Here is a 14,810-nt window from a genome sequence, read left to right on the forward strand (position 1 = left end):
TGCGGATTTCTCGACGATTTCTGGGTGTAACGAGGGGCTGATATACTCCCGGCCATTTCCAGCCCACATGTGAGATTTAATGGAACGCTTTATCGAAAACGCAATGTACGCCTCGCGCTGGCTGCTGGCGCCGATCTACTTCGGTCTGTCCCTCGGGCTGCTGGCGCTGGCGCTGAAATTCTTCCAGGAAGTGTTTCACGTCATCCCCAACGTGTTCTCGATGGCCGAGTCGGATCTGATTTTGGTGCTGCTGTCGCTGATCGACATGGCGCTGGTGGGCGGCCTGCTGGTGATGGTGATGATCTCCGGGTACGAGAACTTCGTTTCCCAACTGGATATCGACGAAGGCAAGGAGAAGCTCAACTGGTTGGGCACCATGGATTCTTCTTCGTTGAAGATGAAGGTGGCCGCTTCCATCGTGGCGATTTCGTCCATCCACCTGCTGCGGGTTTTCATGGACGCCAAGAACATCGATCCCGAGCATTTGAAGTGGTACGTGATCATCCACATGACCTTCGTGATTTCGGCGTTTGCCATGGGTTATCTGGATAAACTGACCAAGCACTGATCGCTTTAATCGCTATACCAAACCGCCCGTCTGTTGCGAAACAGACGGGCGGTGTCGTTTGTGGCTTGTACTTTGATGCGCCGAGGCCTATGCCTGTAAGGGTCTTGGCTCGCCACTGTGTGAGGTGTGTTCATGAACCTGCAAGAGCTGAATGCCTATGCCATCGCCGGGAAGGTCGATGAGTTGAACCTGATCTCCATGGAGGGGGGCATCTATCTGCTGGAAGCGCGAATGCACGGCGCCGCGTACCCGTTGAGCGATGTCCATGGACAGATGTTTCATGTGCGCTCGGTCGAACACGCACGTCAGGTGCTACATGCTTGCCCCAATTTGCCGTTTAATCTCGTGCACACCTCTGTTCATGACGAAATGTGCGGGCTCGTTGCCAATGCAGAGGAAAGCCTGAAGGTGCCGATCGCCTTCCGTTCTGTCTGGCAGCGCTGACCCCTCTCATCAACGCGATGGCATCTGTGCTAGTCTGCTGGCCCTTTTGGTTCCGGGCGCTCCGGGATGCGCTGTGCACGCACGGCAAGTTCCAGGGCCGCCCGCACAGCGGAGCAGTGTCATGTCCGAAGTAAATCTGTCCACCGACGAAACCCGCGTCAGCTACGGTATTGGCCGTCAGCTCGGCGACCAACTGCGCGACAACCCGCCACCGGGCGTTAGCCTGGACGCGATCCTGGCAGGTCTGACCGACGCATTCGCCGGCAAGGAAAGCCGTGTGGGTCAGGAAGAAATGTCCGCAAGCTTCAAGGTAATCCGCGAAATCATGCAAGCTGAAGCAGCAGCCAAAGCTGAAGCAGCTGCTGGCGAAGGCCTGGCATTCCTGGCTGAAAACGCCAAGCGTGACGGCATCACCACCCTGGCGTCCGGCCTGCAATTCGAAGTGCTGACCGCCGGTGAAGGCGCCAAGCCAACCCGTGAAGATCAAGTGCGTACTCACTACCACGGCACCCTGATCGACGGCACTGTGTTCGACAGCTCCTACGATCGTGGTCAGCCTGCAGAATTCCCGGTCGGCGGCGTGATCCCTGGCTGGACCGAAGCCCTGCAACTGATGAACGCCGGTAGCAAATGGCGTCTGTACGTGCCGAGCGAACTGGCTTACGGCGCTCAAGGCGTTGGCAGCATTCCGCCGCACAGCGTGCTGGTATTCGACGTCGAACTGCTCGACGTTCTGTAAGACCGTAACCCTGTAGGCGCTCTGCCCCTACAGGGTTTTTCAGTGTTTCTCATATCTCGATCTTGTGGTGCAGTTCGCTTGTCGGGCGCAATGCCCGGGCATAGCAGAACAGAAACAGATTGCGCACCAGTTCCTTGAGCACCACCGGCTCGCTGGAACTCAAGCCGTTGACGTCCAGATCACCCTGATCCTGCAGCTCGTTCAAGGCTTCTTCTTCAAGCACCGCACAGACTTCCCCGGTTTCCCGATGCAGGATCCTGAGGTAAGGGTGTGGCCGGTCCAGCCAGGCATCGATCAAATAAGTCATGGGTCTCATCTCCATTGATAGGTCTCAATGAGAATAATTCCTATTCATCAAATAGCAAGGACCTATTGGCGGTTTGTGTTTTTTTCGGGGGAAAGATTGCGCAAGGTCAAAACGGCTGGCGTTTGTCTAGTGTGAAGGACTGTTGGGTCAGGCGGGGAGGGTGAAACACCATCCCACGCAGGGCGCAGGATGGAAGACAACAGACTCAGACTTTTCTGACGAATTCGGATTTGAGCTTCATCGGGCCGATGCCGTCGATCTTGCAATCGATGTCGTGATCGCCATCGCACAGGCGGATGTTCTTGACCTTGGTGCCGACCTTGACCACCAGCGACGTGCCTTTGACCTTGAGGTCCTTGATCACGGTGATGGTGTCGCCGTCCTGCAGGACATTGCCCACCGAATCCTTTTTTACGGTGTCATCGGACACTGCTTCGGCTTCTCCACTGGCGGACCACTCGTGGGCGCACTCAGGGCAGATCAGCTGGGCGCCGTCTTCGTAGGTGTATTCGGAATTGCATTTTGGGCAGGGTGGCAACGTGCTCACTAAAGCTCCTTGGGTTGAGGATCGCTAAAAGTCGCACATTGTATAGGGTTTTTAGGCGGAGGAGGGCGAGGAGCAAACCTGTGGGGAAGGGTCCCCACAGGTTGAGGACTGTCAGTGCGTGCGCGCGACCGCAAACTCGCTCAACTCGACCAGAGCATCGCGGTATTCGCTGGCAGGCAGCGCGTCGAGGCATTTGATCGCTCGAGCCACATAGTCGCGAGCCAGTTGGGCGGTATAATCCAGCGAGCCTGACGCTTCGACGGCTTCGCGGATGCTTTTCAGGTCTTCGATGCCGCCTTTCTGGATTGCTTTGCGAACCAGTGCAGCCTGCTCCGGCGTGCCTTCACGCATGGTGTAGATCAGCGGGAGGGTTGGCTTGCCTTCAGCCAGGTCGTCACCGACGTTCTTGCCCAGGGTTTCAGCGTCACCTTTGTAGTCCAGCAGGTCGTCGACCAGTTGGAACGCCACGCCCAAATGGTCGCCAAACGTGCGCAGGGCTTCAGCCTGTTCCGCTGTGGCTTCGCAGAGAGCTGCGGCACTGTGGGTCGAGGCTTCGAAGAGCATCGCGGTTTTGCCGCGGATGACTTCCATGTAGGTTTCTTCGGTGGTGCTGGCGTCGCGGACCTTCGACAGCTGCAACACTTCGCCTTCAGCGATGATGCGCGTGGCTTGCGAAAGGATCTTCATCACCGGCATGGAGCCCAGTTCGACCATCATTTCGAAAGAACGCGAATACAGGAAGTCGCCCACCAGCACGCTCGGCGCGTTGCCCCACATGGCGTTGGCGGTCGAGCGGCCACGGCGCATGCCGGACATGTCGACGACGTCGTCGTGCAGCAGGGTGGCGGTGTGCAGGAACTCGATGGTCGCGGCCAGCAGACGCAGGTCATCACCTTCGCGGCCGAGCGCCTTGCCGCACAGCAGCACGAGCAACGGGCGCAGGCGTTTACCGCCAGCCGAGGTAATGTAGTCGCCGATTTTCGATACCAGCGGCACTCGGGAAGTCAGCTGTTTCTTGATGATGCCGTCGACGGCGCTAAAATCGTCCGCCACCGCGCGGTAGAAAGCTTGGGGTTGCATCAGCGACAGTTGCTCCAGAAGGGTTGCGCGGCATGCTAGGACCCACGTCGGCGGGTGTCAAGGTACGATGGACGGCCTCTTGCATCGCCCCGGCAGCTTGCGTACAATCGCGCACCCTGAACTTCCTGGGCAGCACCTGCCTTACGCAATTGCAAACAGGCCTTCCAGCCTTATGCAGCCATGCCAGCCAATACCTCTTCTTATAAAGAGCTGGGTGAGCAGGATTATCGGAGAAATACCATGTCGTACGCAGTAATTGTTACTGGTGGCAAGCAATACAAGGTCGCCCCAGGTGAATACCTGAAGATCGAAAAACTGGAAATCGCTACCGGCGAATCCGTTACTTTTGATCGCGTTCTGTTGGTCGCCAATGGCGATGACGTGAACATCGGCGCTCCAGTTGTTGCTGGCGCTACCGTTGTGGCTGAAGTGATCTCCCAAGGTCGTCACGATAAAGTCCGCATCATCAAGTTCCGTCGTCGTAAGCACCACATGAAGCGTATGGGCCACCGCCAGTGGTACACCGAGATCAAAATCACCGGTATTCAGGCTTAATTTCAGCCTAATTCCTCACTAGGAGAATTGACTCATGGCACACAAAAAAGCTGGTGGTAGTACCCGTAACGGTCGCGACTCAGAAGCCAAACGCCTTGGCGTGAAGATGTATGGCGGCCAGGTTATCATTCCGGGCAACATCATCGTGCGTCAGCGCGGCACCCAATTCCACGCCGGTTACGGTGTTGGCATGGGTAAAGATCACACTCTGTTCGCTAAAATCGACGGCGTGATCAAGTTTGAAGTAAAAGGCGCTTTCAACCGCCGTTACGTGAGCATTGTCCCGAAGACTGAAGTCGTCGCGGCATAATTACGTAGTTGCTGGAAAAGCCCTGTCTCGCGACGGGGCTTTTTCGTTTGTGGGGTGAGTCTCTTGCAAAGCTGTTTGTGATGGGCTCCAGCGCTGGATTTGCGGTCGTTGATTGAGGTCGCTGCGCTCATTTTTGCAAGAGTCTTATGTCTTAGTGTTTTTCGGCTCGTCCGTATGACGAGAGGCGTTTTGTTATGAAGTTTGTTGATGAAGTATCGATTCGAGTAAAGGCCGGGGACGGCGGTAACGGTTGCATGAGCTTCCGTCGCGAAAAATTTATTGAAAACGGCGGCCCGAACGGCGGTGACGGTGGTGATGGCGGCTCGGTCTACATGGTTGCCGACGAAAACCTGAACACCTTGGTGGACTACCGTTACACCCGGCACTTCGATGCCGAGCGCGGTTCCAACGGCGGCAGCACTGACTGCACCGGCAAGAAAGGAGAAGAGCTGGTGCTGCGTGTTCCGGTGGGCACCACGGTCATCGACTCTGCCACCCAGGAAATAATCGGCGACTTGACCAAGGCCGGTCAAAAGCTGTTGGTCGCGCATGGCGGCTGGCACGGTCTGGGTAACACCCGATTCAAATCCAGTACCAACCGTGCTCCTCGTCAGACCACTCCGGGTAAGCCGGGTGAGGCGCGTGATCTGAAGCTGGAAATGAAGGTGTTGGCAGACGTCGGTCTGCTGGGCTTGCCGAACGCCGGCAAAAGTACCTTCATTCGTTCGGTGTCGGCCGCCAAGCCGAAAGTCGCCGACTATCCGTTCACCACGCTGGTGCCGAACCTGGGTGTGGTCAGCGTCGATCGCTGGAAAAGCTTCGTGGTCGCGGACATTCCGGGTCTGATCGAAGGCGCTTCCGATGGTGCGGGTCTGGGGATTCGTTTCCTCAAGCACTTGTCGCGTACGCGTCTGCTGCTGCACCTCGTTGACATGGCGCCGCTCGATGATGCCAGCGCACCGGATGCTGCTGAAGTAATCGTCAGTGAACTGACCAAGTTCAGCCCATCCCTGGCTGAGCGTGATCGTTGGCTGGTGCTGAACAAGTGCGACCAGATCCTTGAAGAAGAGCACGACGCTCGCGTCAAGGAGATCGTTGATCGCCTGGAATGGACCGGTCCGGTCTACGTGATCTCGGCCATCTCCAAGCTGGGCACTGAGCGTCTTTGCCACGACATCATGCGTTACATGGAAGATCGTGCCGATCGCCTGGCTAATGATCCGGCCTACAAAGAAGAGTTGGCCGATCTCGATCAGCGCATCGAAGACGAAGCTCGTGCTCAGTTGCAGGCGCTGGATGATCAGCGTGCCCTGCGCCGTAGCGGCGTGAAGTCGGTCCACGACATCGGCGACGATGATTGGGATGAAGAAGATGTGGATGACGAAGACGGTCCGGAAATCATTTACGTGCGTGACTGATTCGTTGCGATAAACTTAAACGCCGCTCACCAGAGCGGCGTTTTAGTATCTGGAAATCGGTAGTCACGAATAACGTCACGGGCAGCGCTGGGTCGCGCTGTCCTCAAGCTAAGGTTGAAGATGATGCGGAGCAAGGTGACAGGTGCGCAGCGTTGGGTCGTGAAGATCGGCAGCGCTTTGCTGACAGCGGACGGCAAGGGCCTGGATCGCGCGGCAATGAGTGTTTGGGTCGAGCAGATGGTGGCTTTGCATGAGGCCGGCGTCGAGCTGGTGCTGGTGTCCTCCGGGGCGGTGGCGGCCGGCATGAGTCGCTTGGGCTGGACCGTCCGACCCAGTGCGATGCACGAGTTGCAGGCTGCTGCCGCCATTGGCCAGATGGGGCTGGTGCAGGCTTGGGAGTCGAGCTTTGCCGAGCATGGCCGGCATACCGCACAGATTCTCCTGACGCACGACGACTTGTCCGACCGCAAGCGCTACCTGAACGCCCGCAGCACCTTGCGAGCGCTGGTTGAGCTGAAAGTGATTCCGGTAATCAACGAAAACGACACCGTGGTCACTGACGAAATCCGTTTCGGTGACAACGACACTTTGGCGGCGCTGGTAGCCAACCTGGTCGAGGCAGACTTGCTGGTGATCCTCACTGATCGCGATGGCATGTTCGATGCCGATCCGCGCAACAACCCTGACGCCAAGCTGATTTACGAAGCGCGCGCCGATGATCCGGCACTGGATGCGGTGGCGGGCGGTACGGGTGGTGCGTTGGGTCGTGGCGGCATGCAGACCAAATTGCGTGCTGCACGGCTGGCGGCCCGTTCCGGTGCGCACACCATCATCGTCGGCGGGCGCATTGAGCGCGTGCTGGATCGCCTCAAGGCGGGCGAGCGCATCGGCACCTTGCTGTCGCCTGAGCGCGGCATGCTGGCGGCGCGCAAGCAATGGCTGGCCGGGCACCTGCAAACCCGCGGCACGCTCGTGCTGGATGCGGGTGCAGTGACGGCGCTTTCTCAGGGCAACAAAAGTTTGCTGCCGGTCGGTGTCAAGCTGGTCCAGGGCAGCTTCCGTCGTGGTGAGATGGTGGTTTGCGTGGCGCCGGACGGTCGTGAAATCGCCCGAGGCCTGGCCAACTACAGTGCGCTGGAAGCACAAAAAATTATCGGTCAGTCGTCTGAGGCGATTGTCGGTTTGTTGGGTTACATGGCGGAGCCGGAACTGGTTCACCGCGATAACCTGATTCTGGTCTGAAGGAATACCTGAATGCGCGTTGCAAAAGGATTGTTGGGTCTGCTGTTGGTAATGCCGCTGCTGGCCTCGGCCGAGGAGATTGGCCAGGTGTCGACGGTGTTCAAGTTCGTCGGCCCGAACGACCGTATCGTCGTTGAGGCGTTTGATGATCCAAAGGTCGAGGGCGTGACCTGCTACCTGTCGCGTGCCAAGACGGGCGGCGTAAAGGGTGGTCTGGGGTTGGCTGAAGATCGCGCTGAAGCGTCTATCGCCTGCCGTCAGGTCGGGCCGATCAGCTTCAAAGGCGAGTTGAAGGATGGCGACGAGGTGTTCAAGGAGCGCACGTCGCTGGTGTTCAAGACCATGCAGGTGGTGCGATTCCTCGACAAGAAGCGCAATACGCTGGTGTACCTGGTCTACAGCGATCGTGTGATCGAAGGCAGCCCGCAGAATGCGGTGACGGCGATTCCGATTTTGCCGTGGGCGCAGGCTCAGTAATCTGAGGAAGATCAAAAGGTGGGAGGGGCTTGGCTCTTCCCATTTTTTTTGCCCTGCGTTTACTCAAATCGCAGGCAATAAAAAACCGACCCTGGGGTCGGTTTTTTAACAAGCTTATCGCTTAGGCGGCAACAGCAAGGTTCAGAGCCTTGACGTGACCGTTCAGGCGGCTCTTATGACGAGCAGCCTTGTTCTTGTGGATGATGCCTTTATCGGCCATACGGTCGATAACTGGCACGGCCAGAACGTAAGCAGCTTGAGCTTTTTCAGCGTCTTTTGCGTCGATGGCCTTAACTACATTCTTGATGTAGGTACGAACCATGGAACGCAGGCTGGCGTTGTGGCTGCGACGCTTCTCAGCCTGTTTTGCACGTTTTTTGGCGGAAGGTGTGTTGGCCACCGTCGAGCTCCTCGAAAGACTTTTTAGGAAATAGCAAACAAAATAGGCCGCGAATCATGCCGATGAGTTGATGTCTTGTCAAGGGCGGTTGAGACGTTCCGCTAAGTGGTAGGTATAAAGAGGCGGGATATTTATTTCCGGCGCTTGACCTGTAAACTCGCGAGCTTTGGCTCTGTGCTGCTGCGGCGCGGAGTATCGCATAAGTAGGCGCTTTGTTCGCCTGCTGTTTATCGACAGGCACAAACTCTTTCAATGAATCTGCTCAAATCGTTGGCCGCCGTCAGCTCTATCACGATGCTTTCCCGGGTTTTGGGGTTCGTACGTGACACCCTTATCGCGCGTACATTTGGCGCGGGGATGGCGACCGACGCCTTCTTTATCGCCTTCAAATTGCCCAATCTGCTGCGGCGGATCTTTGCCGAGGGGGCATTTTCCCAGGCGTTCGTGCCGATTCTTGCTGAATATAAAAGCCAGAAGGGCGAGGAGGCGACGCGAACCTTCATTGCCTACGTCTCGGGCTTGCTGACGCTGGTGCTGGCCTTGGTCACCGCTTTGGGCATGATCGCCGCGCCGTGGGTCATCTGGGCGACCGCACCGGGTTTCACCGATACGCCGGAAAAATTCGAGCTGACGGCCAGCCTGTTGCGTGTGACCTTCCCTTATATATTGCTGATCTCCCTGTCTTCATTGGCCGGGGCAATCCTAAATACGTATAACCGATTCTCGGTGCCGGCCTTCGTCCCAACCTTGCTCAATGTCAGCATGATCATTTTTTCGGTGTTCCTGACACCGTATTTCGATCCGCCGGTCATGGCGCTGGGCTGGGCAGTACTGGTGGGCGGCCTGGCGCAATTGCTCTATCAGCTGCCGCACCTGAAGAAGATCGGCCTGCTGGTGTTGCCACGACTGAACCTGCGTGACAGCGGCGTCTGGCGGGTCATGAAGCAAATGCTTCCGGCGATTCTCGGCGTGTCCGTGAGCCAGATTTCGCTGATCATCAATACCATTTTCGCTTCGTTCCTCGTCGCCGGTTCCGTGTCCTGGATGTACTACGCCGACCGTTTGATGGAGTTGCCCTCCGGCGTTCTGGGTGTGGCGCTGGGTACGATTCTCCTGCCGACCCTGGCCAAGACTTACGCCAGCAAGGATCGCCAGGAATATTCGCGGATCCTCGATTGGGGTCTGCGTCTGTGTTTCGTGCTGGTGTTACCGTGCTCACTGGCGCTGGGGATTCTCGCCGAGCCGTTGACCGTTTCGCTGTTCCAGTACGGTCAGTTCAGCGCGTTTGACGCCTCCATGACGCAACGGGCACTGATCGCATATTCGGTCGGTTTGCTCGGGATTATCGTGATCAAAGTGCTGGCGCCGGGTTTTTATGCGCAACAAAACATTCGCACGCCGGTAAAAATCGCGATTTTCACCCTGATTGTTACCCAATTGTTCAACTTGGTATTGATCGGCCCGCTGGCCCACGCCGGTCTGGCACTGGCCATCAGCATCGGTGCGTGCATTAACGCCAGCCTGCTGTTCTATCAACTGCGCAAGCAGCAGATGTATCAGCCGCAACCGGGCTGGGCGAAATTCGCTGCCAAACTAGTGGTTGCGGTGTTGGTGATGTCTGCTGTGCTACTGGTCGGGATGCACTTCATGCCGGTGTGGGATCAGGGGCATATGCTTGAGCGGTTCCTGCGTCTTGGCGCACTGGTTGTTGCGGGTGTGGTCGCTTATTTCGGCATGTTGCTGTTGATGGGCTTCCGTTTGCGCGACTTCAATCGCAAGACCTTGAGCTAAGGTCTTTGCCTTGAAAAACACGGGCGAATCGACGGTTTTGTCGGCTCGATCACTTTGGGTTACGGTGTTGCCTGTCGTCGGCCGCCGGGTGTGGTTATAATCGACCACTTTATGAGCAAGAAGCGCGTTATGCAGCTGGTTCGAGGCCTCCACAACCTGCGCCCCCAGCATCGGGGCTGTGTCGCCACTATTGGCAACTTTGACGGTGTTCACCGTGGCCACCAGGCTATCCTGGCAAGGCTCCGTGAGCGTGCGCTCGAGTTGGGCGTGCCCAGCTGCGTGGTGATTTTTGAGCCGCAGCCGCGAGAATTCTTCGCCCCTGATACGGCTCCGGCCCGTCTGGCCCGGCTGCGGGACAAACTGCAGCTGCTGGCTGAGGAAGGTGTCGACCGGGTGCTGTGCCTGGCCTTCAACCAGCGCCTGAGCAAGCTCAGCGCCAGCGAATTCGTCGACACCATTCTGGTCGACGGCCTCGGCGTCCAGCACCTGGAGGTCGGTGACGACTTCCGTTTCGGCTGCGACCGGGTAGGAGATTTCGATTTCCTGCAACAGGCCGGCGTCCTGCAAGGCTTTACCGTCGAAGCGGCGCAAACCGTCGAGCTGGACGGTATTCGCGTCAGCAGCACTCAGGTCCGCAACGCCCTGGCCGCTGCCGATTTTGCCCTTGCCGAACGGCTGCTCGGTCGTCCGTTCCAGATTACCGGGCGGGTCCTGCATGGCCAGAAGCTGGCGCGCCAATTGGGTACGCCCACGGCCAACATACAACTCAAGCGTCGTCGCGTACCGCTGACCGGGGTTTACCTGGTCAACGTCGACATCGACGACAAGACCTGGCCAGGCGTCGCCAATATCGGCGTGCGGCCAACAGTCCAAGGTGATGGCAAAGCCCACCTCGAAGTGCATCTTTTAGATTTTGCCGGCGATCTGTATGACCGGCGTTTGACGGTGGTTTTCCACCACAAGCTGCGTGAAGAGCAGCGTTTCGCCTCTCTGGAGGCGCTTAAGACGGCGATCAATGCGGATGTTGCCGCCGCCCGTGCCCTGTCGCACCTAGCGCCAATCGCTAATGAAGAGCCTTAAATGACCGACTATAAAGCCACGCTAAACCTTCCGGACACCGCCTTCCCAATGAAGGCCGGCCTGCCTCAGCGCGAACCGCAGATTCTGCAGCGCTGGGACAGCATTGGCCTGTACGGTAAGTTGCGCGAGATTGGCAAGGATCGTCCGAAGTTCGTCCTGCACGACGGTCCTCCGTACGCCAACGGCACGATTCACATCGGTCATGCGCTGAACAAGATTCTCAAGGACATGATCATCCGCTCGAAAACCCTGTCGGGTTTCGATGCGCCTTATGTTCCGGGCTGGGACTGCCACGGTCTGCCGATCGAGCACAAAGTCGAAGTGACCCACGGCAAGAACCTGGGCGCGGACAAGACCCGCGAACTGTGCCGTGCCTATGCCACCGAGCAGATCGAAGGCCAGAAGTCCGAATTCATCCGTCTGGGCGTGTTGGGCGACTTCGCCAACCCGTACAAGACCATGGACTTCAAAAACGAGGCCGGTGAAATCCGCGCACTCGCCGAAATCGTCAAGGGCGGTTTCGTGTTCAAGGGCCTCAAGCCTGTGAACTGGTGCTTTGACTGCGGTTCGGCCCTGGCTGAAGCGGAAGTCGAGTACGAGAACAAAAAGTCCTCGACCATCGACGTGGCCTTCCCGATTGCCGACGAAGCCAAGCTGGCGGCTGCTTTCGGTCTGCCGTCGCTGGGCAAACCGGCTTCGATCGTGATCTGGACCACCACCCCGTGGACCATTCCGGCCAACCAGGCGCTGAACGTTCACCCGGAATTCAACTACGCCCTGGTCGACGTCGGCGACAAACTGTTGGTGCTGGCTGAAGAGCTGGTCGAGTCGTGCCTGGCCCGTTACAGCCTGGAAGGTTCGGTCATCGCGACCACCACCGGCAAAGAGCTGGAACTGATCAACTTCCGTCACCCGTTCTACGACCGTCTGTCGCCGGTTTACCTGGCCGAGTACGTCGAACTGGGCGCCGGCACTGGCGTGGTTCACTCCGCTGCGGCCTATGGCGTGGACGACTTCGTGACCTGCAAGAAGTACGGCATGGTCAACGACGACATCCTCAATCCAGTACAAAGCAACGGCGTCTATGCGACGTCGCTGGAGTTCTTTGGCGGCCAGTTCATCTGGAAGGCCAACCCGGCCATCGTCGACAAACTGTCGGAAGTCGGCGCGCTGCTGCACACCGAAACCATCGAACACAGTTACATGCACTGCTGGCGTCACAAGACTCCGCTGATCTACCGCGCCACCGCGCAGTGGTTCATCGGTATGGACAAAGAGCCGGTCACTGGCGAAACCCTGCGCAAGCGCGCGATCAAAGCCATCGAAGAGACCAAGTTCGTTCCGGCCTGGGGCCAGGCGCGCCTGCACTCGATGATCGCCAACCGTCCGGACTGGTGCATCTCGCGTCAGCGCAATTGGGGCGTGCCGATCCCGTTCTTCCTGAACAAGGAAAGCGGCGAGCTGCACCCACGTACCGCCGAGCTGATGGAAGAAGTCGCCAAGCGCGTCGAAGTCGAAGGCATCGAAGCCTGGTTCAAGATGGACGCCGCCGAGTTGCTCGGTGACGAAGCGCCGCAGTACGACAAGATCAGCGACACCCTGGACGTCTGGTTCGATTCGGGCACCACGCACTGGCATGTCCTGCGCGGTTCGCACCCGATGGGCCACGAGATCGGCCCGCGTGCCGACTTGTACCTGGAAGGCTCGGACCAACACCGTGGCTGGTTCCACTCGTCGCTGCTGACCGGTTGCGCCATCGACAATCACGCGCCGTACCGCGAGCTGCTGACTCACGGCTTCACCGTCGACGAGTCCGGTCGCAAGATGTCCAAGTCCTTGGGTAACGTGATCGCGCCACAAAAGGTCAATGACACGCTGGGCGCCGACATCATGCGTCTGTGGGTCGCTTCCACCGATTACTCGGGTGAAATGGCGGTTTCCGAGCAGATCCTGCAACGCAGTGCGGACGCCTACCGGCGTATCCGTAACACCGCGCGCTTCCTGCTCTCCAATCTGACCGGTTTCAACCCGGCAACCGACATCCTGCCGGCCGAAGAAATGCTGGCGCTGGACCGTTGGGCCGTGGACCGCACCCTGCTGCTGCAACGCGAGTTGCAAGAGCACTACAGTGAATACCGTTTCTGGAACGTCTACTCCAAGATCCACAACTTCTGCGTGCAGGAGCTGGGCGGTTTCTACCTCGATATCATCAAGGACCGCCAGTACACCACTGGCGCCAACAGCAAGGCCCGCCGTTCGGCGCAAACCGCGCTGTACCACATCTCCGAAGCGCTGGTGCGCTGGATCGCGCCGATCCTGGCGTTCACCGCCGACGAACTGTGGGAATACCTGCCGGGCGAGCGTAACGAATCCGTGATGCTCAACACCTGGTACGAAGGCCTGACCGAGCTGCCGGAAGGCGTCGAGCTGGACCGCGCCTACTGGGAGCGGATCATGGCGGTGAAGGTCGCGGTCAACAAGGAAATGGAAATCCAGCGCGCGGCCAAGGCCGTCGGTGGCAACCTGCAAGCCGAAGTGACGCTGTTCGCCGAAGAGGCGCTGAGCGCCGACCTGGCCAAGCTGAGCAACGAACTGCGCTTCGTACTGATCACCTCGACCGCCAGCGTTGCACCGTTCGTGCAGGCGCCGGCCGATGCGGTGGTCACCGAAGTCAGCGGGTTGAAACTGCAAGTGGTCAAGTCGAGCCACACCAAGTGCGCCCGTTGCTGGCATTGCCGTGAAGACGTCGGCGTGAACCCGGAGCACCCGGAAATCTGCGGTCGTTGCGTCGATAACATCAGCGGCGCTGGCGAGGTTCGTCACTATGCCTAATGCTGCTAGCCGTTTCGGACGGCTGAGCTGGCTCTGGTTGAGCTTGCTGGTCCTGGTCATCGACCAGGCCAGCAAGTTCTACTTCGAAGGCAAGCTCGAGATGTACCAGCAAATCGTGGTGATCCCCGATCTGTTCAGCTGGACCCTGGCCTACAACACCGGCGCGGCGTTCAGTTTCCTGGCTGACAGCTCTGGCTGGCAGCGCTGGTTGTTTGCCCTGATCGCGGTGGTGGTCAGCGCCGTGCTGCTGATCTGGCTCAAACGTCTGGGGCGCAACGAAACCTGGCTGGCCGTCGCTTTGGCGCTGGTTCTGGGTGGCGCGCTGGGCAATCTGTATGATCGCATTGCCTATGGCCATGTGATCGATTTCATCCTGGTGCATTGGCAGAACCGCTGGTATTTCCCGGCGTTCAACGTTGCCGACAGTGCAATTACTGTCGGTGCCGTGATGCTTGCGCTGGATATGTTCAAAAGTAAAAAGACCGGAGAAGCCGTTCATGACTGAACAGGTATTGGCTGAGCAACGCATCCGCCAGAACACGGAAGTCACCTTGCACTTTGCACTGCGCCTGGAGAACGGCGACACCGTCGACAGCACCTTCGACAAAGCCCCGGCGACCTTCAAGGTCGGTGACGGCAACCTGTTGCCAGGTTTCGAAGCTGCGCTGTTCGGCTTCAAGGCTGGCGACAAGCGTACGCTGACGATTCAGCCGGAAAACGCGTTTGGTCAACCCAACCCGCAGAACGTACAGATCATCCCGCGCTCGCAGTTCAAGGACATGGAACTGTCGCCTGGCTTGCTGGTGATCTTTAACGATGCGGCGAATACTGAGTTGCCCGGTGTAGTGAAGGAATTCGATGACGAGCAAGTGACCATCGACTTCAACCACCCGCTGGCCGGCAAGACATTGACATTTGACGTCGAGATCTTCGAAGTCAAATCGCTGTAACCTGTGGGAGCGAGCCTGCTCGCGAAAGGGCCATCACATCCAACATCAATGTTGACTGACGCACCGCTTT

17 protein-coding genes are annotated in these 14,810 nt (G+C 58.3%); 13 read left to right on the plus strand and 4 right to left on the minus strand.

What is annotated here, in order from left to right; translation table 11 throughout:
- Positions 1–79 precede the first annotated feature (79 nt).
- The 3 genes from ACYZTX_RS06160 (at position 80) to ACYZTX_RS06170 (ending at position 1,751) form a co-directional block, all read left to right on the plus strand.
- Positions 80–568 (plus strand): TIGR00645 family protein, encoded by a 489-nt coding sequence (locus ACYZTX_RS06160; RefSeq protein ID WP_282381060.1) that lies wholly within the window; start codon positions 80–82, stop codon positions 566–568.
- Between the two features lie 132 nt (positions 569–700).
- Complete coding sequence (locus tag ACYZTX_RS06165; protein ID WP_462033349.1) at positions 701–1,012, plus strand: DUF6482 family protein; 312 nt, start codon at positions 701–703, stop codon at positions 1,010–1,012.
- A gap of 121 nt (positions 1,013–1,133) precedes the next feature.
- Positions 1,134–1,751, plus strand: coding sequence for an FKBP-type peptidyl-prolyl cis-trans isomerase (locus ACYZTX_RS06170; RefSeq protein WP_462033350.1), 618 nt, complete (start codon positions 1,134–1,136; stop codon positions 1,749–1,751).
- A 49-nt stretch (positions 1,752–1,800) separates the two neighbouring features.
- Here the strand turns inward: ACYZTX_RS06170 and ACYZTX_RS06175 are convergent, their stop codons facing one another.
- From ACYZTX_RS06175 to ACYZTX_RS06185, 3 genes are all read right to left on the minus strand, one after another.
- Positions 1,801–2,058, minus strand: coding sequence for a PA4570 family protein (locus ACYZTX_RS06175; protein WP_008154268.1), 258 nt, complete (start codon positions 2,056–2,058; stop codon positions 1,801–1,803).
- Between the two features lie 205 nt (positions 2,059–2,263).
- On the minus strand, positions 2,264–2,605 hold the full coding sequence (locus ACYZTX_RS06180) for a zinc ribbon domain-containing protein YjdM (protein ID WP_008154270.1): 342 nt from the start codon (positions 2,603–2,605) through the stop codon (positions 2,264–2,266).
- A gap of 111 nt (positions 2,606–2,716) precedes the next feature.
- Entirely contained in the window at positions 2,717–3,685 is a 969-nt protein-coding gene (locus ACYZTX_RS06185; RefSeq protein WP_462033351.1) for a polyprenyl synthetase family protein, read from the minus strand.
- A 240-nt stretch (positions 3,686–3,925) separates the two neighbouring features.
- On the opposite strand from ACYZTX_RS06185, the gene rplU reads away from it, so the two are divergent.
- The 5 genes from rplU to ACYZTX_RS06210 all read left to right on the plus strand — a co-directional run bounded on the left by rplU (position 3,926) and on the right by ACYZTX_RS06210 (position 7,687).
- Complete coding sequence (gene rplU / locus ACYZTX_RS06190) at positions 3,926–4,240, plus strand: 50S ribosomal protein L21 (RefSeq protein WP_003176051.1); 315 nt, start codon at positions 3,926–3,928, stop codon at positions 4,238–4,240.
- Between the two features lie 34 nt (positions 4,241–4,274).
- Positions 4,275–4,550: a 50S ribosomal protein L27 gene (gene rpmA / locus ACYZTX_RS06195; protein ID WP_003215862.1), complete on the plus strand. Its 276-nt coding sequence runs from the start codon at positions 4,275–4,277 to the stop codon at positions 4,548–4,550.
- 194 nt (positions 4,551–4,744) lie between these two features.
- Entirely contained in the window at positions 4,745–5,968 is a 1,224-nt protein-coding gene (gene cgtA / locus ACYZTX_RS06200) for an Obg family GTPase CgtA (RefSeq protein ID WP_462033352.1), read from the plus strand.
- A gap of 123 nt (positions 5,969–6,091) precedes the next feature.
- Positions 6,092–7,210: a glutamate 5-kinase gene (proB, locus tag ACYZTX_RS06205; protein ID WP_462036993.1), complete on the plus strand. Its 1,119-nt coding sequence runs from the start codon at positions 6,092–6,094 to the stop codon at positions 7,208–7,210.
- Positions 7,211–7,222: 12 nt separating this feature from the next.
- Positions 7,223–7,687 (plus strand): CreA family protein, encoded by a 465-nt coding sequence (locus tag ACYZTX_RS06210; protein ID WP_462033353.1) that lies wholly within the window; start codon positions 7,223–7,225, stop codon positions 7,685–7,687.
- A gap of 121 nt (positions 7,688–7,808) precedes the next feature.
- Here ACYZTX_RS06210 and rpsT read toward each other — a convergent pair whose 3' ends face one another.
- Entirely contained in the window at positions 7,809–8,087 is a 279-nt protein-coding gene (rpsT, locus tag ACYZTX_RS06215) for a 30S ribosomal protein S20 (protein WP_008154937.1), read from the minus strand.
- Positions 8,088–8,339: 252 nt separating this feature from the next.
- Between rpsT and murJ the strand changes: the two genes are divergently transcribed.
- From murJ to fkpB, 5 genes are all read left to right on the plus strand, one after another.
- Positions 8,340–9,878 (plus strand): murein biosynthesis integral membrane protein MurJ, encoded by a 1,539-nt coding sequence (gene murJ / locus ACYZTX_RS06220; protein ID WP_462033354.1) that lies wholly within the window; start codon positions 8,340–8,342, stop codon positions 9,876–9,878.
- Between the two features lie 129 nt (positions 9,879–10,007).
- Positions 10,008–10,958: a bifunctional riboflavin kinase/FAD synthetase gene (gene ribF, locus ACYZTX_RS06225; RefSeq protein ID WP_462033355.1), complete on the plus strand. Its 951-nt coding sequence runs from the start codon at positions 10,008–10,010 to the stop codon at positions 10,956–10,958.
- Complete coding sequence (gene ileS / locus ACYZTX_RS06230) at positions 10,959–13,790, plus strand: isoleucine--tRNA ligase (protein ID WP_462033356.1); 2,832 nt, start codon at positions 10,959–10,961, stop codon at positions 13,788–13,790. It begins immediately after the preceding gene.
- A complete protein-coding gene (lspA, locus tag ACYZTX_RS06235; protein WP_462033357.1) occupies positions 13,783–14,295 on the plus strand; it encodes a signal peptidase II in 513 nt (170 codons plus the stop codon). Before ileS ends, lspA begins: the two co-directional genes overlap by 8 nt.
- Before the next feature lie 7 nt (positions 14,296–14,302).
- The gene (gene fkpB / locus ACYZTX_RS06240; RefSeq protein ID WP_462036994.1) at positions 14,303–14,740 is read left to right on the plus strand and encodes an FKBP-type peptidyl-prolyl cis-trans isomerase; all 438 of its coding nucleotides are present in this window, start codon (positions 14,303–14,305) and stop codon (positions 14,738–14,740) included.
- Positions 14,741–14,810 lie beyond the last annotated feature (70 nt).

It is taken from the genome of Pseudomonas sp. MDT1-17, from assembly GCF_054898105.1.